We start from the raw sequence: 18,647 nt of genomic DNA, 5'->3' as shown, positions 1-18,647 counted from the left end.
CTGTCTCAGGATTTTCCGGGCGATGGGGTCCGTGCCCGCAACCGAACGGCCGACGCGGGTCCGGTCAGAAGGCGAAGCCCGATCCGATCACCACGTGGCGCTGCTCTTCGGAGAATCCGACCCGGGCTCGGAACGTCAGCGCGTCGAACAGCGACATCCAGGCACCCAGGCCGGCAGCCCGGTGCCACACCCTGGAAGATTCGCCGTCGGTCCAGACCCGTCCGTGATCCACGAATCCCAGCACCCCCCACTGTCCGTTCGCGAGGTATCCGGCAAAGCGCTTCACCCGCGCCCGGGCCTCCAGATTGTGGTACAGGGAGGTGCGACCCGCAAAGCGAGTGCTTGAGAATCCCCGCAGATTGTCCTCACCGCCCAGGGTTGCTGCGTCCCAGAAGGGGAACGTTCCGGTGACATGCTCGGCCCCCGCGCGCGTCGCGAAGGTGAACGGGGTGTCGTCTGAGCGGGAGAAATAGGTCGAGGCCTGGGTCCAAAGCCGCCCGTAGCTGCGAGACTCGTTGCTCAGTCCCTCGTGCCAGGTCGCCGAGGTGCGCCAGTGCAGCCCGCGGCGGGGGAGTACACGGCTGTCCCGGGAGTCGAACACGATCTGCGCCTCAAGGCCCGCGTGTAGTTGGTCGCGGAAGCTGGAAGGCGAAATCCCGGCTTGTGAAATAAATCGTCCCGGGTCGGAGCTGACGCGCAGGTTCTGTGCGAACGGCCTGATCCAGAGGTAGGACGTCGGTGAGAGGGCTCTGCGCAATCCAGGCTGGATGCGCCCCTCTGTGATGCGGGCCTGATAGAATTCGCGGTTGGGGCGATTGTTGACCGTTTCGTTGCCCAACCCGAAGAAGTTGCGGAAGCTTCCGGGTGAGTGGATCTCAACGTCCATCGTCAGATCCCAGGCACCCCAGAGCTTCAGCATCTCCGCGTCGTACAGAATCTGGAATGCCTCAAAACGTGCGGCTGAGGCGGCGCGGATCCGGTGGCGGGCCGCAAAGGGTTCCTTGCGGAATCGGTGCCGCATGATGAGTGGTCCGCCTCCGACAAAGAGCCCATCGTCCTCATTGGCGCCGATCATGGCCACCGCGAGGACGGAATTGAAGCGGAAATCTGTGCGATCGTATCGGTTGACGGTCGGGTTGGTGCTGAGCCGGTTCCTGCTCATGCCCGGCTCCTCGATGACCATGCCCCCGATCGTATCGTAGATGTAGACGCTGTATGGGGTATTCGGGGAGCCGCGGAATTCGTCATCTCCGGTCCCTCCGATGAGGTGGAATCGAATGCCGCGGCCGACATCGTGGGCCTGGAAGCGGTCGTTGCCTCCCATGCCGTACAGCCGCACTTCCTGGGTTCGTCCGGGGTCGAACGTGCGCTGATAGAGCACCTTTCGCCTGGTGCCTTCTTTCGTGGTTTTGTACACCGTCAGCTCGGTCCCGCCGTTTTCGGTCGGCGCCAGGACGAACTCTTCGTGCTTGTCGGACATCACCACGTCGACGGTGCGGTCCAGGAATCCCGTGTAGGTGCGAACCGCTCTGGTGAGTCGGGCGCGCCGTTCGCGCATGATGCGATGGAACTCCTCGCCGTGCAGCGTCTGAATACTCTCCGGCCACTGCGCAATGGCGGCGTCAAACACGGAGTCCGTCAACGCCGCGGTGACAGAGTCTGCGATTGCGGTCCAATCCTCCGGCGTGAGCTCAGAGGTCAGTCGACGATCCTGGGGAAGGCCCTGCCGATTCAGGCCCGCCATAAACCCGTACCTGGGGGCGAATTCCTGGAATTTGGGCTCTATCCATCGGGTTTGCACCAGATTCGGAAACAGGCCGTTCATGCGGTTGAACGCCCAGTCTCTGTCCCGCGGTATGGGTCGAAACCACTTGCCGTTGTCGTCCGGCGGATCGAATTCGGCCCACCTGAACTGGTCCTCATGGCGGTCCCAATCGGCCATGAACATGTCCAATACCCGGGTGCGGGCGAAGAACCGCGCATCGACCCGGTGGTCATTGTCCTCGAGCAGTTCGCTGTACATCTTAGCGGCGCCGACCACCTCTTCCGGAGCTCCGAAGTGGGGCGCATGGGACATGTCGTCGTCCGGGCGTTCCTCCAGCATCATCATGCGGCCGCCAACCACCTCGGTGTAGGGCGCCAGCGCCGGATCGTCGGGCACGAAATAGACCCGGGGCTTGGCGTGGTAGACTCCCGTGGCTTCGGCGAGGGGAGGCACCAGGAGTGCTCCGTAGGGGTGTAGAATCGCCACCTGATCCAGCACGATGTCGCGGGCCACGGTGTCCTGCAACTCAAGCGGCAGGGTCTTGGTGGGATCCTTGGCCAGCGATCGAAGCGCATACTCGTTGCCCGATGCGTCCTCCAATCGGATGGACAGCGTTTGCTGCCCGCCCCCTCGTTGGGTCGGCCGGAGGCCCAGTTCGCGCACGTTGAGTACGGGCACGGTCACGGGCGTGGTCCATGCGTCTCGGTGGGCCTGGCCGAGGAATGCCTTGCGCAGTGGCCCTGCTTCCAGTTCCGGGGCCGCAGCGCCGGAGTAGGATGTTTCAAACGGTGAGACCGGCTCTTCTTCAGTGCGCGGAAGCGCTGTGTCCGTTGGCCGGGGCGGATGGATTACAGCGTCGTAGATGGTGTCCTCGACCGTGTGCGCAATCAGCCTGGAGGAGCCGTCGTTGTAGTAGACCAGCTCGAAGAAGCCGGGGATGGAGCTGGTGAACTCGGCTCCTCGGCCTTTGCCGACATACTTCGGGCGGGTGGAAGACCCGGATACGATGTAGTCAATGGTGCCGACCGGGAAGTGCTGCAGGGAGTGGTCGTGGCCGGATGCGTAGACAAGGTGCTCCTCATGGCGCTCGAAAATGCGCATCAGAGCCTGCCGGTAGGATCGGTAGCGCGGATGCGAGAGGTCCTGTTTGCCACCCGATATGGAGACTGCCAGGGGATACGCACTGCCGATGAGAGGCAACGGCACCCAGGCGTTTTCCCACAGGTCGGTGAGGGGGAAGATGTGCTTTGTCAGCGGAAAGCGGCCCCCGTGCGGGCCGTTGCTGCGCATCGGGTGGTGTCCAACGATGATCAGCCGGTTGTCGTCGCGCCGCCGCAGCAGGTCCGAGAGATTGGCGAGGAAGTCCCCTTCCTCCCGCGTCTCATAGTGCTCGCCCTCGCCGAAGGCCTTCTGGCCCGTGCGCAGCCACCACTCCGTGTCGATGGCGATCAAATCAAGGCCTTCGGCCAGCTCAACCAGGGAAGGACCGGGCAGACCGCCATCGGGCAAAAACGTGTTTCCCTGGTCCAGATACGCCTCGGTGTAGCGCTCCTGGTTCAGCACATTGGCCAGCCCGTTCGGCCCGGAATGATCCCAGTCGTGGTTGCCCGGCACCAGGACTACGCGTCCACCCGTTCCTTTGACTGCATCGAGCTGCTGACGAAGTCGGGCCTCGGCGAGCTGAAATCCCGCGTCCGCTGAGTCCGGCAAGCCCCGCTGGTAGATGTTGTCGCCAAGGAAAACGACCGTGCCGAGTGAGTCCGCGTCAAGCAGCTTTTCCCGCAGCATGGTCAACAGCGGCTCATCAAGGTCGGGGTCGAACCCGCCGCTGTCCCCAATCAGGAAGACTCGCTGGACGATGGACGCCTGCTGTGCGGATGCCTGCAGAAGCGGCACCATCGCGAAAAAGAGAATTAGCAGACGGGCAGAAAAAGTCAAAACGGAAAGTCCGGAAATACTCCAATGACGGCGCGTCCTCCGCGAGCCTCTGTGGCTACGTAGAGCGTGCCGTCTGCCGCCTGCGCCAGAGCCTCAGGCTGCGGAAATACATCCGGGTCAAGTGCCCATGACGCAATCGGCTCGATTTCTGGCAAGGCGTACGCGTGTAGTGTTCGTGACGAAGCCGACAATACCAGCAGATGGTCACCGGCTGCGTTAAACAGCAGTCCCGAAGGTTTGAATAAACCGCGCCGCATCGGTTCATCCGAGCCGAAAACGGTCGGCGGAGGCATTCTCAGTGCGAGCCGAGGTTCTGCCTCGTCGGCGGCATAGAACGGGGAGGCCCAAATGGCGCGCACCCTGCCGACGCCGCGGCCGGGAGACTCCTTGCACGACAACCACAGCTCTCCCGTGGCGGGATGTACCGCCAGTCCCTCGGCGTCACAAGAACCATGCAGGTCGATCCGTTGCCGACGCGCATCGATGTCGCCGTCGGCGTTCGGAATGGCGGTAACCCAAACCCGGGGGTCGGATCGCAGCACGTAGACGCTGTCGCCCGAGACGTCCAGGCCTTCGAAGTCCCCATCGCCCGCAAACTCGGCCCGGAACAGCACCTCACCGTCTTCCGGGTTCACGCCGAAGAGGTCACCCTCCTCATCCTGAACCGCCAGGAGCAGATCCGGGCCCGCAACGGCCAGCCCCGATACCTCGTTGAGGATGCGGGGAAGCGTGATCGTGCGTGCGGGCTGCAGGTATTCGGGAGTCGGTGCTGGTTGCGGCAGCTGGCATGCCGGCGCAAGCAGGACCGGCAGAAGAAAGGCCCCGAACAGGGTGGGCGAGAGGGCGCGGCGCACTACCTTGTGATGCAATTCTGAATCCCGGCGAATGGCAAATCAGGAAACCGTGGCGGCGGCCAGCGAAGAAAAGGAGCGTCCCGCGTGGAAGGACGAAGCGGAGCGGCTGCCGAAGAAGTTGACACGGGGCGTGGAGACCATGTTCCGCACCTCGTACCGGGTGCACATGGATCTGAGTGCGCTGGCCGATACAAAGGCCAACATCATGATCTCGATCAACGGCATCATCATTTCCATCATAATCGCCTCGCTGTCACCCAAGATCGACAGTAATCCCTGGTTGTTGCTTCCGACGTCGATTCTGCTGGTAGCTTGCCTTATTTCGATTGTGTACGCGGTTCTGGCGGCGAGGCCCCGCGTGACGTCGAATCTCGTGTCGCTGGAGGACGTGCGCGCCAATCGCGCCAACATTCTGTTTTTTGGGCACTTTGTGCACATGCCGCAGCAGGATTACCTGACGGGCATGATGGAGCTGCTGAACCGCCCCGACGTGCTGTACAGCCAGATGATGCGGGACATCTACAATCTCGGTAAAGTGCTGACGCGAAAGTTTGAGCTGCTGCGGATCTCTTACACCGTGTTCATGGTGGGCCTCTCAGTGGGCATCGTCATGTTCATCGTTGTGTACATCTGGATTGTGTTTGCCCTGAATGCCGGACTGACATGAAAACCATTGTTCTTGTTCGACACGCCAAGTCTGACTGGAATGCGGACTACGGAGAAGACCATGACCGACCGCTGGCACCGCGAGGGATCAGAGCGGCGAAGCGACTCGGCAAGCTGCTGGCAGCGACCGGTGGTGTGCCCGATCTGATTCTCAGTTCAACCGCCGTGCGCGCCCGGACCACCATAGAGTTGGCGCGGGACGCGGGGGAGTGGGATGTCCAAATCCGGTTGCATCGCGAACTCTACGGTGCTGGTCCCGGCACTATCCTGAATCTGGCCGGTGGATTGCCCGATGCGGTTGACACCGTGATGTTTGCAGGGCACGAGCCCGGGTGGTCCCAGGCCGTGTCTGCGTTTATCGGCGGGGGCGACATCCGCATGCCGACCGCGTGCATGGCGCGTATCGAGTTCGCCGCCGAGCAGTGGGACCGCGTTCGCGTCGGGCACGGGCTCTTGACGGCGTTGATGCCTCCGAAGGCGCTGGACTGACGGGGGGCGCGGCGCGGCGCTTGGCGGATTTGGCCGCGGGCGCGGATTGCTGGGTTGTTCGCGCGGGTTGCCGAGCGCGGGGTCGCCGCTCGCCGGGCGTGTAGCCGGAGTCGTCTCGTGCGCGTGGCCGGAGTCGCCGTCTCGTGCGCGTGGCCGCCGCCGCCGTCCCGTGCGCGTGGCCGGAGTCGCCTCGTGCGCGTGGCCGCCGCCGTCCCGTGCGCGTAGCCGCCGCCGCCGTCCCGTGCGCGTGGCCGCCGCCGCCGTCCCGTGCGCGTGGTCCGGAGGCAAGTCAGCGCGGCCGCGACGTGGAATGAGGGGTGAGGATTCCGCTCAGGGCTGAGGCGCCTCAGCGCGGCCGCCACATGGAATGCGGGGTGAGGATTCCACTCAAGGCTGCTTCGAAGCAGTGGCCAAGTGGAATATGGCGCCCCATTCGACTTGGGGTCCCGTCGCGGTCTAACTAACGTGGAATCGGGGGCCGAAAGTCCACGTTTGCGGCAATTCGTGCCCTGCCGCGCCGTCGAAAGTTCGCCGCCGAACCCGCGCCGCCGCCACCCGCCGCCGCGCCGCCCACCGCCGAACCCGCGCCGCCGAACCCGCGCCGCCGCCACCCGCTGCCGCGCCGCGCGCCGCCGAGCCCGCGCCGCCGAACCTCAGCGCCGAATCCGCGCCGCATCGCCGCGCCGCCGAGCCGCACCGCCGAAACTTCGCCGCCGAACCCGCGCCGCTCGCCGCCGCCCCGCGCCGCAGCATCGCCGAACCGCATCGCCGAAACCACGCCACCGAACCACGCCGGCGGAATCGCCCCAACCAGCCTCAGTCCCGCGTCAGCGCCACAGTCGCAGGCAGCACCTCCACCAGGAAGTCGTCCGACGGCTGAGTCCGTGCTACCGTCACGCGCATGGCGCGCAGGCCGTGCACGCCCTGCAGCGGCTCCAGCTCCAGCATCTCAACGCCGGGCTCAAGGTAGCCTGCACCCTGGAGATACTCGAGGTAACGGAGATACTCGCGCTGCTCGCTGGCAAGCGAATATGCGATGGCAATTTTGCCCGCCTGGGTCAGGCGTTCGCCCGTGCCCCGAATTTCCGCTTTGTCGATGCGCTTTTTGACGATCTCGTAGCGAATGTTGTAGGCGCCGTCAACGTCGAACTTCTTCTCGTCGGGGCGAAAACGGATGGAAAGCGGGTTGGACTGCACCAGAATCAGGTGCGCGACCTCGAGTGCGAGCGGTAGATCCGGCTTCAGCTGCTCCATCTCCCACACACAACCGGCCATGGTCATGAGCTGCCAAAGTCGAAGGTTGCGCAGGTCCAGATCGTCGAACTGGCCGTCCTCTCGCAGGGCAGCGCCAGCGTAGATATTGTAGTCGATGCCGTCGGTGCGGTACTTCTCGAAGTAGTGCGTGGTCAGGCCCTGCGCCACCTCCTCGCGGGCATCCAGGAACCGTGACAGCCTGTCATTGATCAGCGTCAGTGCCACCTCAAAGTCGCGCCGCTTGCGATACACCATGCCCAGTTCGGGGTCGATGCTGTCGCGGTACTCCTCGACGCGTTTGGCTACGGTCGGTCCGAGCTGCGCCAGGGCATCGAAGAGCGGCTCCACCTCCTCACGAAGGAGTCGCATAGGCTCACTTTCCTCGCCCGCAAGCATCTCTCCTCGAAGCTCATCAATCTGACGCCCTAGACGGAAACCGAGCTCGTCCAGTGCAGGCTGCGCCTTGATGGAGGAGGCCTCGATGATTACCGCCAATGCCAGCCCCAACTGCTCGGTCAGGTCGTCCTGAATTGCGTCGGCGCGCAGCGTGGAAGAGTGCCGGATGTCGGACAGTCCGTACAGCGGATACACGTCTTCAAACACAATGGGGCCGATGGGCACCGGAGTGCGCGCGTCCATCTGCTCCAGCGCCGCCCGGCGGAAGCGCCACTCAACGATGGGGTGAATGGCGGTGTAATTCCGTTTGATAAAGGACTGAATGCGGTTCTCGCGTTCCTCGAGCGTGCGGTTCAGTGCAGTCGCGAGCAGTGGTGTCACATCCGCCAGCCGCATTGCGCTGCGCGGGGTGAGATTCTCCGCCTCCCGGGAGACCAGTTCCAGCAGTCCGACGACCCGGTTGCTTTCCCGCAGGGGAAACACAGCCAGGCTCCGGAAGCCCATCTGCTGCACATGCCACTCGAGGCCGGTCATGGCCTCGCTGTGATCGAGATCCTGCACAAAAACCGGCTCTCCGTACTCGATGGCTCGCGCGTAGGCCGAGACGTGAGTCTTGGAGCATTCCGGGAGCGCGTTCTCGGAAAGCACCAGGCTCCGGCCGACCACCCGGCTGTTGCCGAGGTCAGCAACACACTGGCTCTCGAGGGCCAGGATGCCAAGTTCCAGATCCGGCTTGCCGAGAAGTGAGCGGATATGGCCCTGAAGCACGTCTAGCCCCGCATCGGCCGTAAAATCCCGATGATCAAGCAAGTCGTTCTTGATCAGCGACAGAATCTGCTGGTTGGTCACCTCAATGGCGCGCACCAGGCCAAAGCCGGAGAACACAAACCGCTCCGGAGGCAGATGCTCGCGCCAGAGCTTGAGGTTGGTGGGATCATGCAGCAGCTCCCGGATGGTCTCCTCCTTGAGGCGCGGCTTGCCGCCCTTGACGCTGACCTGCACAAACCGGGGGTCAATTTCGATCTGGAAGAAGCGCTCCAGTCCGTTTTCGGGCTGTCGCCGGCCCACCACGAACGGCAAATTGAAGTCTGATCCGGCACCATACAGGCGCTCCAGGATGAGGTGGTACGCCTTCATCGTGCGTGCCTCCGTCATCTCCGTCTGCGTCATCGGGCAGGCGGGATTCGTCTCAGGGCTGAAAAACGCCAGGAGATCCAGCTCATCCCAGGCAGGCGTTGTGTAGAACGGCGCCAGCTCGAACGGCACGATCGCAGCAGCGATATGCCGGTCGATCGTGGCCCACGGAAACACGGCGCTCATGAGCTTGTGAACGAGGTCGGACGGCCCGTCCAGCTCTTCCACTGTCAGTTCCTTGCGCCCGACAACCGGGTGCGCCTTGACCTCCTTCATCAGCGTGCGGATGAAGGAGTCCGCAGACTTGTCGCCCTCTCCGGCCATCGACTTCCAGAAGTCGATGAGCGGCCCAAGGCTCAATTTCTGCGTGAATGGGAAGGTTGTATCCATTATTGTGGCGGCGCCGCGAATGCTAACGGTGCGTCGCAATCTCTTTGTGCGCGTTAACGTCCGGTCATTACAGGAGTTGCGCCAATTTCTCTCTTCCTCGCTCTCGCATGCACATTCTGCTGCTGAACGCCACTGATCAGGAGCGCCTTGAGATCGCGGATGCGGTAGATGCCGGATGCGTGGTTACGGGCCCCGAAACCGCATCGGAGGCGAGGTGGCCCATCGGCGTATTGTTCTTTCGCGATGGGCAGGATGCCCTGGATCAGGTCGCGAAGGCGCGTCAGCAGGTGGGTTCTCATACCATGCTTGTCGGCGTCGGGCGGTCTGAGGTGCCCGCACGTCGCCTCATCGACACGGGCCTGGATGACATTGCGACCTCCACGCAGGCTTTTGCCGGCCGATGCCCCTTCTTCGCGACCCGGCTGACCCAGCGGGTACAGCGGCACCTTCGCCTGGAGTCCATCCTGGACAACACCGTGGACGGCATTCTGGTGATCGACGAGCGCGGACAGGTGCAGTCAGTAAACAAAGCTGTCACTGGAATCTTCGGCTACGCGTCGGAGGAGATCGTCGGACGAAACGTGTCCATGCTGATGCCGGAGCCGGACCGCAGCCGCCACGACCAGTATCTCTCCAGGTATCTGTCAACGGGTGAGGCCCGGATTATCGGAATCGGCCGGGAGGTGGTCGGCCGGAGAAAAGACGGCAGTTTGTTTCCGCTGGATCTGGCGGTTTCCGAGGCGCGCATCGACGGCAAGAGCATCTTCACCGGCGTAGTGCGCGATATTTCGGAGCGACGCCGGCTGGAGAATGAGGTGCTCAAGGTCAGCGAGGAGGAGAGACGGCGCATCGGGCATGATCTGCACGATGGGCTGGGCCAGATGCTCACGGGCATCGGTCTGATCGCCAGAAACATCGCCCGGAATCTGGCTTCGGACGGGCACAACGCGTCCGTAGACGTTCAGGAAATAGCTGACCTGGTGCGCGAAGCAGACGAACAGGCCCGAGCTCTTGCGCAGGGCCTCGTTCCGGTTGAACTGGACCGCAACGGGCTCTCTGCCGCTCTGGATCGACTTGCGTCCCAGGCCCGCCTCCTGTTCGGAGGCACGTGCGAATACACTCGGGAAGGCGATGTGCCCGTGCCGGATGCAACGGACGCGGTCAACGTCTACCGCATCGCGCAGGAGGCCGTGTCGAATGCCTTCAAGCACGGTCTCGCGGAGCACGTCACCGTGCGCCTTTCGGCATCGCACGGCATGCTGCACCTGCGGGTGCAGGACGACGGCGTGGGATTCCAGGAATCGGCGGCAGACAAGGGAGGCATGGGTGTGCGCATCATGCACTACCGGGCCGGTGTGCTCGGCGGCCAGTTGTCGATCCGATCACTTGACGAAGGCGGCACACTGGTATCTTGTGACATTCCGTTTGCTGAATCCGTGCAGGCATGACCCGCATCCTCATCGTCGATGACCATCCGCTGATGCGCAAGGGCCTGGCCATGTCCCTGGAGGCCGAGGGTGACCTGCGCGTCGTGGCTCAGTGCGCAGACGCCCAGGCAGCCCTGGACGCGCTCGGGGAGCAGGAAGTAGATCTTTGTGTGGTGGACGTCTCTCTCCCCGGAATGTCGGGCCTTGAGCTGATCAAACACATCCAGGCTGCAAAACCCGGCCTGCCGATCCTCGTGGCCTCCCGGCACGACGAGGCGCTGTATGCCGAGCGCGCAATCCGTGCCGGGGCCCGCGGCTACGTGATGAAGCTGGAGGCGGCCGATGTCATCGTCAAAGCGGTGCGGCGTGTGCTGCGCGGCGGCATCTACGTGTCTGAGGAGATCAACGACCGCTTGCTGATGGGCATGGCGCAGGGTCACGACCCGCTCGCCAAGTCGCCCCTCGAGGTGCTCAGCGATCGTGAGCTGGAGGTTTTCGAGATGACCGGAAAAGGACACGCCACCCGGGACATCGCCGAAAAACTGCACCTCTCGGTCAAGACCGTCGAGTCCTATCGGGCCCGGATCAAGAACAAGCTGAATCTGCGCAACGCCGCCGAGTTCATGCAGCACGCCGTGAACTGGGTGGAGGGGGAAGGCGCCGGGTAGCCCCGTCCCGCCGCCGTTGGGCACAGGGCGCCGGGTAGCCCCGCTCCGCCTCCGCCGGGCACCGCAGCTGCCGGGTAGCCCCGCTCCGCCGCCTCCGGGCACCGCTGCCGGGTAGCCCCGCCCCGCCGCCGCCGGAAGCCCTGTAGGGGATTTCCCCGCACCATCCCGTTCGCCGCCCCCACATTCTACCGGGGCCCACCCCTCTCCGAGACCCTCGTCCGGGGTCGATACCATCATGTAGAACACCAGATCCGCCAGCAGGCGGGGAGTCGTTCACATGATCCGCATCAAAAACATTCTTGCTGCGCAGGATTTCTCGGATTGCTCCAGGCATGCCCTGGAGGCCGCCATTCGGATGGCAGCAGCGACCGGAGCCAAGCTCCACGTGGTTTACGTGCAATTGCTGCACGACGAGCCCTTCACGCCAACCCTGGCCAAGGAGCACCAGGATCGCATCCGGGATGCAGTCCGCAGCTCGGTTGCCGACCGCTTCAAGCAGGTAGGCGATATCGATCTCGAGTACGACACCTTGCGGGATGTGTCCGCCGCACCCGCCCTGGTGCGATACGCGGAGGCGAATGACATCGATTTGATGGTAGTCGGCACCCACGGCAGACGTGGCCTGCGTCGACTGATGTTGGGCTCGGTGGCCGAGGAAGCTGTACGCACGGCTCCATGCCCCGTACTGACCGTGCACCAGCGGGATACGGTCGATGTGCTCACGCCAGGCCCGAACGCCGAGATTCTGTTGCCGCTGGACTTCTCGTCCCGCTCGCTCGAGGTCATTCCGACGGCCCGGCAGCTGGCCGCAGCAACGGGAGCGCGGCTGCGCGTCATGCATGTGGTCGAGGAGGTCGTGCACCCGGCGTTTTACAACGCGGGCGCCTACTCCATCTACGACCTGCAGCCCGATGTGGAAGAGCGCGCGCTCGAGCACCTGCGCAAGGCCTACTCGAAAGCACACGGACCGGCGGTGCCCGTGGTATTCGAGGTGCGGGTCGGACATCCGGCCGCAGAAATCGTGGAGAGTGCCCACGAAAACGGCGACGGCATGATCGTGATGGCCACCCACGGCCTGACTGGCCTCGGTCACGTATTGATGGGCAGCGAGGCCGAACGCGTGGTGCGCACGGCGACGTGCCCGGTCCTGACAATCCGCACGATGCCGCTCCCGGAAATCGCCTCGTTAACCAGCCACGAACTCGCGGAGGTGTAAGGTGAACACCGCATCCTACAAGACGGAGCCGCCGCCGCGTCGCTCGATGGACCGGCGCGAACCTCGTGCACGGTCCGAGCGGACACCGTCTGAGCACACCCAACGTGGACCCGCGGCTCTGCCGCGGGTGCGCGGTCGGCGCAAGATTACCCGCAGCGACAAGGTCAACCTGAGCAAGAACTACCGCATCACGTTCCAACTGGCACTGATTGCGGCGATCCTGGTCACGATTGGCCTGATTCGGGCACCCATCGGCCAGGAGACGGAAGCGCTGGACTATACGCTCGCCCAGCAGGAAGTCGTGCAGATGGAAGAAATCCAGCAGACACAGCAGGTCGAGCGTCCTCCTCCACCGCCACGTCCGCCGGTACCGGTTGAAGTGCCGAACGATGTGATTCTGGATGATGAGGTCCTCGATATGGACGTCAGCCTGGATCTGGACGCGCCGGCCCTGGTCCTGCCTCCGCCTCCTGCGCCGCCAGCAGCGGAAGTCGCCGAAGAGGTCGAACCCGAGATCTTCGTCGTCGTGGAGGAGATGCCGCAGATCATCGGTGGCGCCGCCAAAGTCTACGAGCACCTTGAATACCCGGACATTGCCCGTCAGGCCAGCGTGGAGGGGCTTTCCATCATCCAGTTTGTCGTGGAGCCCGACGGCACGCCGAGCAACCTGACGGTGGCCCGCTCCGCCTCGGAAGTCCTGGACAAGGCTGCGATGGAAGCCGTGGCGCAACTGCGCTTTGTGCCCGGCAAACAACGAGGCAAGCCCGTGCGGGTCAGTATGGCAATTCCAATTCGATTCCGACTTGAGAGTCGGGGCACTGAACGGCCGGACTGATGAACAGACATGATCCGTGGAAGACGCGCGAGGAAGACTTCTGGACGCTGCACGATCCGGAGGCGCGTGGCCGCTTTCTGCTGAACTACGCCGTGATGGCGCCCTCGACCCTGAACACGCAGCCCTGGTTGTTTACGGTCAACGGGGACACCATCCAGATCTTTGCTGATCGACGCCGCGGGCTCTCCGTCGCTGATCCGGATGATCGGCAGCTCGTGATTTCCTGCGGCGCTGCGCTGTACCACCTCAAGCTGGCGATGCGGCGATTCGGTCGGCAGCCCGCCGTCCAGACATTTCCAGACCTGAGTCGGCCCGACCTTCTGGCGGTGGTCAGAGCGGGCCTGCCTGAAGACCCCGCCCAGGCCATCGTTCGGGAATTCGAAGCCATGAAACACCGGCATGCGCAGGGGTCGGCGCTCGCTGCGCACATTCCGGCGCAGGGTACACTGCTAAACACGCTGAGCCGCCTGGACAACCCGCATGTTCAGCCCATTCTGATTGACGACGGCATGCAGCGACAGCGGCTGGCTGAAGTGGTGTACGATGCGCGGCGCGCCAGGGAGAAGGACCGGAGGTATCAGCGGGAGCGCGCAGCATGGCAGCATCCAGACAGAAAACACAGTCGCGACGGCCTTCCGGTGGGTCGGCAGCACTACCTGCGCGAGACAGGACCGGAGCCTCAGTTTGTGCGGGAATTCGCCGACGGCGGCCCGGCTGTGTTCGTGCTCGCGTCGCGATCCGACTCCCACGCCTCATGGTTGGAGACGGGGCAGGTTCTTGCGCAGCTGCTCCTGGCAGCAGCGGGAGAGGGGTTGGCCGCGACCTTCCACAACGAACCCCTGGAGCTGGGGCGCTATCGCAAGCGCGTCAACGCTCTCATCAAGGATGGGCTCAAGGCTCAGGTAGTGCTTCGCGTCGGGCTGCCGGAATCGAGGGTGATCACCCTGCGCAGACCGGTGAACGAGGTCCTGTTGAACGTCTACTGAGCAGGCGAGGCCGCGAATCCGGCCACGTAGAGCTTGAGGAAGTCATACAGGAGGTGATCCACCTCGGTGGTTTCCCGAAGGCTGTCCACTGCTTCCTGAAAGGCCTCCTCGGACGGCAGGTCTTCCAGATAATGCTCGCGATACGCCAGCAGCCGTTCGCGCTCGCGTTTGGCGTCCAGTTCACTGTGGAACTGCGTGCCGTACACGGGGAGATGCGCCAGTCTGAACGCCTGATTCGGCTGTGAGGCGTTGTCGGCCAGTTCGATGGCGCCGGGCGGCAGCTTCGTGACACGGTCATGGTGACCCATGTTGGCCAGGAACGACTCCGGAAAGCCCCGAAACAGCGGGTCCTTTCTGCCGGCTTCGGTCAGCGTGATGTGGTGGCACCCCATCTCCGCCTTGCTGCCGTCGTGTTCGACTCGTCCGCCCATCGCCCGAGCAATCATCTGGTGACCCCAGCAGGATCCAAACGTGGGCATGCCGCGCTCGGCGGCCGCACGAATCAGGTTCAGGGCGTGCTCCATCCAGGGGTATTCGTTGCACGCAGAAAACGCGCCCGCCCCTCCGATCATGAAGGCCTGTACGTCATCAAGCAGGCCCGGGTGGAGGTTGTCGCGCACCACATTGACGGAAATGAGCTGCTCCGGGCGGATACGACAGCGCTCCACGAAGCATTCCTGCTCCTGGAGTTCCATCTCCGGCTCGGCACGGGCCTGAAGCAGGAGGATGCGTGAGTTGGACTGGGTGACGGACATGGACGCGCAAACCTGCTACGAAACAAGCAGATCCGAGAATTTGGATGCAAGAAGTCTGTACAGACTACGAAGCGGGAGGCCGACCACATTGTAGTAGTCGCCGTCGATGCGCTCAACGAAGAGGGAACCGGCGTCGTCCTGAATGCCGTAGGCACCGGCCTTGTCCATCGGAGACCCGCCGTCCACATAGCGGGCGATCTCGGCATCGCTCAGTTCGCCGAAGGTTACGGCCGTGCGCGTGTAGTCGGCCGACTCCCTGTCCTCAAACGACGCGGCGATGCCCGTATAGACGGCATGCGTGCAGCCCGACAGGCGCCGCAACATGGCCCGGGCCTCGGCAGGATCGCTTGGCTTGCCCAGGACCTCATCGCCCAGAACCACTACGGTGTCGGCACCGATCACCAGGCTTTCAGGGTGCGAAGAGGCCACTTCACGCACCTTGTCCAGCGCCAGCCGCGCCACCATGGAGGAAGGAGACTCCCCGGGCAGGATGTGCTCCGGAGCACCGCTGGGAATCACGGTCAACGGCACGCCTAGTCGCTCCAGCAGCGCCTTCCGGCGCGGGCTGCCGGAAGCCAGGATCACGGGGACGTGGAAGCGGAGAAACATGGGCGGTTGACTGAGGTCCGGGGGGCGGTCTAGATTCGTGTTTCGCTAACGGCCGGTGCCGATGATCCCGATCACGGTTTGTAATCACAAGGGCGGGACAGGAAAGACTACCTCAACCATGATGCTGGCGGCGGCGCTGGGCATGAGTGGGCACCGCGTCTTGGTGGTGGATCTGGATCCTCAGGGGTTTCTGACTCGCATGATGGGGGTGCCTGAGCCGCTTCCTGAGCGGTCTTCGTGCATCATGTTTCAGGAGAGTGCCGAGCTGGATGAGTCTTCAGTCGTCGAGACGGGCAGTTTCAGTCTGCTCCCGGCCTCTACGCGTCTTTCGACCGACCTGCGGCGGCTGACCCGTTCCATCGACGTGCTGTGGGCGCGGGAGTTTGTGCAGGGGCTGGATGACTGGGACTACGTCATCTTCGATACCGCGGCAGCCCTGACGGTGTTCACGCTCAACGCGTTGGCAGCCTCCCGGTACGTGTTGGTGCCGGTGCTGCCCGAGTATCAGCCCGTGGTGGGTGCCGAGCAGACGTACCAGACCGCTGTGACGGTAGGGCGCAAACTCAATCCCGACCTGGAAAGCACGCTGTTCTTGCTCACCATGGTCGACGCGCGAAAGCGAAATCACGCCGCCTACGAGGCCTATCTCCGTGAGAAGTACGGGGAGGCCGTGCTTCAGGCGCGCGTGCGCACCAGCGCCTCGCTGTCCACAACCCGCCACGACGGCCAGACGGCGTTCGACTTTGACCCGCGGGGCCGGGGGGCGATGGACTACGCGGCCGTCGTCGACGAACTGAGCGGTCGCATGGCACCAGCGACGCTCGAGGAAGCGGTAGCTCCTTGAAGCGGCCCTGGATGCATGCCGTAGCGGCGGCAATTCTGAGCGCAGGACTGGTGGTCGGTTTCACAACGCCGCTGAGCGGCGGGCTTGCCCTTGCAGATCTGGCTGATCCAGTTGACGGCATTTGGGCGCTTGCGCGCAGCGCGGAAAGTCTGCCGGACGGCACCCTGGATCTTCCGGACCTGGAGCGATCCGTGGAGGTAGCCTGGGACGAGCGCGGCGTACCCCACATCTTCGCGGAGTCAAATGCGGACGCGATCCGGGCGTTCGGTTACGTGGTCGCGCATGACCGGCTGTTCCAGATGGACTTCCTGCGGCGGGTAACGGCCGGTCGGCTGGCTGAGGTGCTGGGACCCGATCTGGTGGACACCGACCGCTTCCTGCGGGATACCGGTATGGCACGCGCCGTTGCCGAGAACGTGGACGCCATGCGCGCTGAAGACCGGATTGACCTGCAGGCGGCCACCTGGTTCTCGCAGGGCGTGAACACATACCTGGACCAGCTGGACGATGCGCTCCTGCCACTGGAATTCCGCCTCCTCGGGTATCGACCGGAGGCGTGGCGCCCTGAGGACGCGTTTCTCGTGGGCTGGAATCTGATGTTTGACCTCACCTATCAGCGGGAGGGAGCCCTGAATGCGGAGCGCCTGCGCGAGGCGCTGCCCCCGGGAGCGTTCGATCAGCTGTTTCGCGAGGACGAACCGCTTTCCGTGCCAATCATCCGTGATGAGGACCGGCACTGGACGCCGCGCTTCGCGGCGGCAGACATGCCCGGTAGCGGCTTGGCCGCGGTGCCCGGGCCGGCGCCTGCTGAGACTCAACGGGACGGGGTGTCGGGGATTCCCGCACTGGAGGGCTACCTGGACGGCAAAGGGTCCAACAACTGGGCGGTCTTTGGGGAGCGAAGTGCAACCGGAGCGCCGATCGTAGCCGGCGACATGCACCTCGGCCTGAACCTGCCGGCCATCTGGTACGAGGTCCACCTGGTCACTCCGGAGATGGATACGTACGGCGTGACCGTGCCGGGTGTGCCCATTCCCATCGAGGCCTTCAACAAGCACGTCGGATGGGCATTTACGAACACCGGCTCGGATCAGATTGACCATCTCCGGCTGGACCTCAATGAGGAGGGGACTCACTATCGGTATGAAGGGGACTGGCGTGCCCTGGAGATGGTCACCGACACCATCCGTGTGCATGGCGCAGAGCCCATCGCCCATACCACCAGGTGGAGTCATTGGGGACCGCTTTCCACGGCGGGCGATGCGGTCATTGCAACGAAATGGACGGGGCACTCGCGCATCCGCACGTTCGAAGCCATCTGGCGCATGAACCATGCGCGCACCTATCAGGAGTTCGAGGATGCGCTGCGGGTGTGGGACGTACCCATGCAGAACATCCTGGTCGGAACGCGGGATACGGTGGCAATCCGCAGCACGGGCTACCTGCCGATTCGCGCAGACTGGTCGGGATACGGGGTGCGCGATGGCGGCTCAGCCGCTTCGGAGTGGATTGGTCGCGTGCCGTTTGACGAGTTGCCTCATGCCATCAATCCGGATCGGGGTTTTCTGACGTCCACCAACCAGCGTCCGGCTCCGCTGGATTATCCGCATTACCTGGGGCGCAACTGGCAGCCGGTATTCCGGTCCCGACGGATCAATCAGCTACTGTCCTCGCGGGACACCCATGATGTGGGGGAGGTCGGCTCCTATCAGGCGGACGTCCATGCGGCCCAGATGGATCTCTACCGTCCACTGCTGGCCGATTTGGCCGGGTTGTCTCCCGAAGCGGCCGCGTTGCGGGACGTGCTGGTGGCCTGGGACGGCGACACGCATGTCGACCTGCGCGAGCCGGTGCTGTTCAGCGTATGGGATGGGCTGCTGCATCGACTGGCCTGGGACGAGGAGCCCTTCCGTATTCAGCGCCCACGCCGTGCACGGTTGTATGAGTTGCTGGCGCAGCAGCCGAACTCGCCCTGGCTGGATGTGGTGGAAACGGACGAAGTGGAGGACGCCGCCGGACTGTTGCGAGCGTCCCTGCAGGCCGCAGCTGATTCAATGGATCTGACCGGTCCGACATGGGGAGAGGTGCACGGCCTCCTGGTACGCCACATTACCGGCTCCGCGGCGCTGCGTCCGCTCTGGCGCGGCCCACTCCCGTATCCCGGTTTCTCCGAAACGCTCTCGCCCGGGGCTGGTCGGCGAGTTACCCATTCCGCCTCGTGGCGGGTCGTCCTGGATTTCCAGGGGCCGCGCATTGTCGCCACGGGCATTTACCCGGGCGGTCAAAGCGGAAACCCCTTCAGCGACCGCTATGATGGCTTCCTGCAGGATTTTGTAGAGTTTCGGCGGTATGATCTGCACACCCCTGAGGCGCCGGACGACCTCGACACCCCCCTCGCTCGTTTGACCATCAATCCCTGAC

At 64.0% G+C, this 18,647-nt stretch carries 14 protein-coding genes; 9 read left to right on the top strand and 5 right to left on the bottom strand.

Annotation, left to right across the window (positions count from 1 at the left end):
• Positions 1 to 64: 64 nt before the first annotated feature.
• Both JJ896_08860 and JJ896_08855 read right to left on the bottom strand, forming a co-directional pair.
• Positions 65 to 3,664, bottom strand: coding sequence for a BamA/TamA family outer membrane protein (locus JJ896_08860; GenBank protein MBO6779748.1), 3,600 nt, complete (start codon positions 3,662 to 3,664; stop codon positions 65 to 67).
• A 35-nt stretch (positions 3,665 to 3,699) separates the two neighbouring features.
• Positions 3,700 to 4,572 (bottom strand): SdiA-regulated domain-containing protein, encoded by an 873-nt coding sequence (locus tag JJ896_08855; protein MBO6779747.1) that lies wholly within the window; start codon positions 4,570 to 4,572, stop codon positions 3,700 to 3,702.
• A gap of 16 nt (positions 4,573 to 4,588) precedes the next feature.
• On the opposite strand from JJ896_08855, the gene JJ896_08850 reads away from it, so the two are divergent.
• Both JJ896_08850 and JJ896_08845 read left to right on the top strand, forming a co-directional pair.
• Positions 4,589 to 5,224 (top strand): hypothetical protein, encoded by a 636-nt coding sequence (locus tag JJ896_08850; GenBank protein MBO6779746.1) that lies wholly within the window; start codon positions 4,589 to 4,591, stop codon positions 5,222 to 5,224.
• A complete protein-coding gene (locus JJ896_08845) occupies positions 5,221 to 5,712 on the top strand; it encodes a histidine phosphatase family protein (protein MBO6779745.1) in 492 nt (163 codons plus the stop codon). Before JJ896_08850 ends, JJ896_08845 begins: the two co-directional genes overlap by 4 nt.
• Before the next feature lie 816 nt (positions 5,713 to 6,528).
• On the opposite strand, the gene JJ896_08840 is transcribed toward JJ896_08845, so the two are convergent.
• A complete protein-coding gene (locus JJ896_08840; GenBank protein MBO6779744.1) occupies positions 6,529 to 8,886 on the bottom strand; it encodes a GAF domain-containing protein in 2,358 nt (785 codons plus the stop codon).
• Positions 8,887 to 8,993: 107 nt separating this feature from the next.
• Here JJ896_08840 and JJ896_08835 point away from each other — a divergent pair, with 107 nt between their 5' ends.
• The 5 genes from JJ896_08835 to JJ896_08815 all read left to right on the top strand — a co-directional run bounded on the left by JJ896_08835 (position 8,994) and on the right by JJ896_08815 (position 14,018).
• Positions 8,994 to 10,334: a PAS domain S-box protein gene (locus tag JJ896_08835; protein MBO6779743.1), complete on the top strand. Its 1,341-nt coding sequence runs from the start codon at positions 8,994 to 8,996 to the stop codon at positions 10,332 to 10,334.
• A complete protein-coding gene (locus JJ896_08830; protein ID MBO6779742.1) occupies positions 10,331 to 10,981 on the top strand; it encodes a response regulator transcription factor in 651 nt (216 codons plus the stop codon). The genes JJ896_08835 and JJ896_08830 overlap by 4 nt, the downstream gene beginning before the upstream one ends.
• 277 nt (positions 10,982 to 11,258) lie before the next feature.
• Positions 11,259 to 12,197: a universal stress protein gene (locus JJ896_08825; GenBank protein ID MBO6779741.1), complete on the top strand. Its 939-nt coding sequence runs from the start codon at positions 11,259 to 11,261 to the stop codon at positions 12,195 to 12,197.
• Position 12,198: 1 nt separating this feature from the next.
• Positions 12,199 to 13,032 carry an energy transducer TonB gene (locus JJ896_08820; GenBank protein MBO6779740.1) on the top strand — a complete coding sequence of 278 codons (834 nt, stop codon included), beginning with the start codon at positions 12,199 to 12,201 and terminating at the stop codon, positions 13,030 to 13,032.
• A complete protein-coding gene (locus tag JJ896_08815) occupies positions 13,032 to 14,018 on the top strand; it encodes a hypothetical protein (GenBank protein MBO6779739.1) in 987 nt (328 codons plus the stop codon). The genes JJ896_08820 and JJ896_08815 overlap by 1 nt, the downstream gene beginning before the upstream one ends.
• On the opposite strand, the gene JJ896_08810 is transcribed toward JJ896_08815, so the two are convergent.
• Both JJ896_08810 and maf read right to left on the bottom strand, forming a co-directional pair.
• Positions 14,012 to 14,773 (bottom strand): type 1 glutamine amidotransferase, encoded by a 762-nt coding sequence (locus tag JJ896_08810; GenBank protein MBO6779738.1) that lies wholly within the window; start codon positions 14,771 to 14,773, stop codon positions 14,012 to 14,014. The genes JJ896_08815 and JJ896_08810 overlap by 7 nt on opposite strands.
• Before the next feature lie 15 nt (positions 14,774 to 14,788).
• A complete protein-coding gene (gene maf / locus JJ896_08805; protein MBO6779737.1) occupies positions 14,789 to 15,382 on the bottom strand; it encodes a septum formation protein Maf in 594 nt (197 codons plus the stop codon).
• Positions 15,383 to 15,443: 61 nt separating this feature from the next.
• Here maf and JJ896_08800 point away from each other — a divergent pair, with 61 nt between their 5' ends.
• Entirely contained in the window at positions 15,444 to 16,226 is a 783-nt protein-coding gene (locus tag JJ896_08800) for a ParA family protein (GenBank protein ID MBO6779736.1), read from the top strand.
• Positions 16,223 to 18,646, top strand: a complete 2,424-nt coding sequence (locus JJ896_08795; protein ID MBO6779735.1) for a penicillin acylase family protein — start codon at positions 16,223 to 16,225, stop codon at positions 18,644 to 18,646. The genes JJ896_08800 and JJ896_08795 overlap by 4 nt, the downstream gene beginning before the upstream one ends.
• Position 18,647 lies beyond the last annotated feature (1 nt).

The organism is Rhodothermales bacterium (assembly GCA_017643395.1).
Taxonomy (GTDB): Bacteria; Bacteroidota; Rhodothermia; order Rhodothermales; family UBA10348; genus JABDJZ01.
The sequence above is the reverse complement of the archived record's forward strand: the minus strand, read 5'-3'. Positions and strand labels throughout refer to the sequence as shown.

What these genes read in the sequence shown, in the direction of transcription:
- JJ896_08860 (MBO6779748.1), bottom strand. Translation starts at nt 3,664, where the DNA reads ATGGTGCCGCTTCTGCAGGCATCCGCACAGCAGGCGTCCATCGTCCAG.
- JJ896_08850 (MBO6779746.1), top strand. Translation starts at nt 4,589, where the DNA reads ATGGCAAATCAGGAAACCGTGGCGGCGGCCAGCGAAGAAAAGGAGCGT.
- JJ896_08845 (MBO6779745.1), top strand. Translation starts at nt 5,221, where the DNA reads ATGAAAACCATTGTTCTTGTTCGACACGCCAAGTCTGACTGGAATGCG.
- JJ896_08840 (MBO6779744.1), bottom strand. Translation starts at nt 8,886, where the DNA reads ATGGATACAACCTTCCCATTCACGCAGAAATTGAGCCTTGGGCCGCTC.
- JJ896_08835 (MBO6779743.1), top strand. Translation starts at nt 8,994, where the DNA reads ATGCACATTCTGCTGCTGAACGCCACTGATCAGGAGCGCCTTGAGATC.
- JJ896_08830 (MBO6779742.1), top strand. Translation starts at nt 10,331, where the DNA reads ATGACCCGCATCCTCATCGTCGATGACCATCCGCTGATGCGCAAGGGC.
- JJ896_08825 (MBO6779741.1), top strand. Translation starts at nt 11,259, where the DNA reads ATGATCCGCATCAAAAACATTCTTGCTGCGCAGGATTTCTCGGATTGC.
- JJ896_08815 (MBO6779739.1), top strand. Translation starts at nt 13,032, where the DNA reads ATGAACAGACATGATCCGTGGAAGACGCGCGAGGAAGACTTCTGGACG.
- JJ896_08810 (MBO6779738.1), bottom strand. Translation starts at nt 14,773, where the DNA reads ATGTCCGTCACCCAGTCCAACTCACGCATCCTCCTGCTTCAGGCCCGT.
- maf (MBO6779737.1), bottom strand. Translation starts at nt 15,382, where the DNA reads ATGTTTCTCCGCTTCCACGTCCCCGTGATCCTGGCTTCCGGCAGCCCG.
- JJ896_08800 (MBO6779736.1), top strand. Translation starts at nt 15,444, where the DNA reads ATGATCCCGATCACGGTTTGTAATCACAAGGGCGGGACAGGAAAGACT.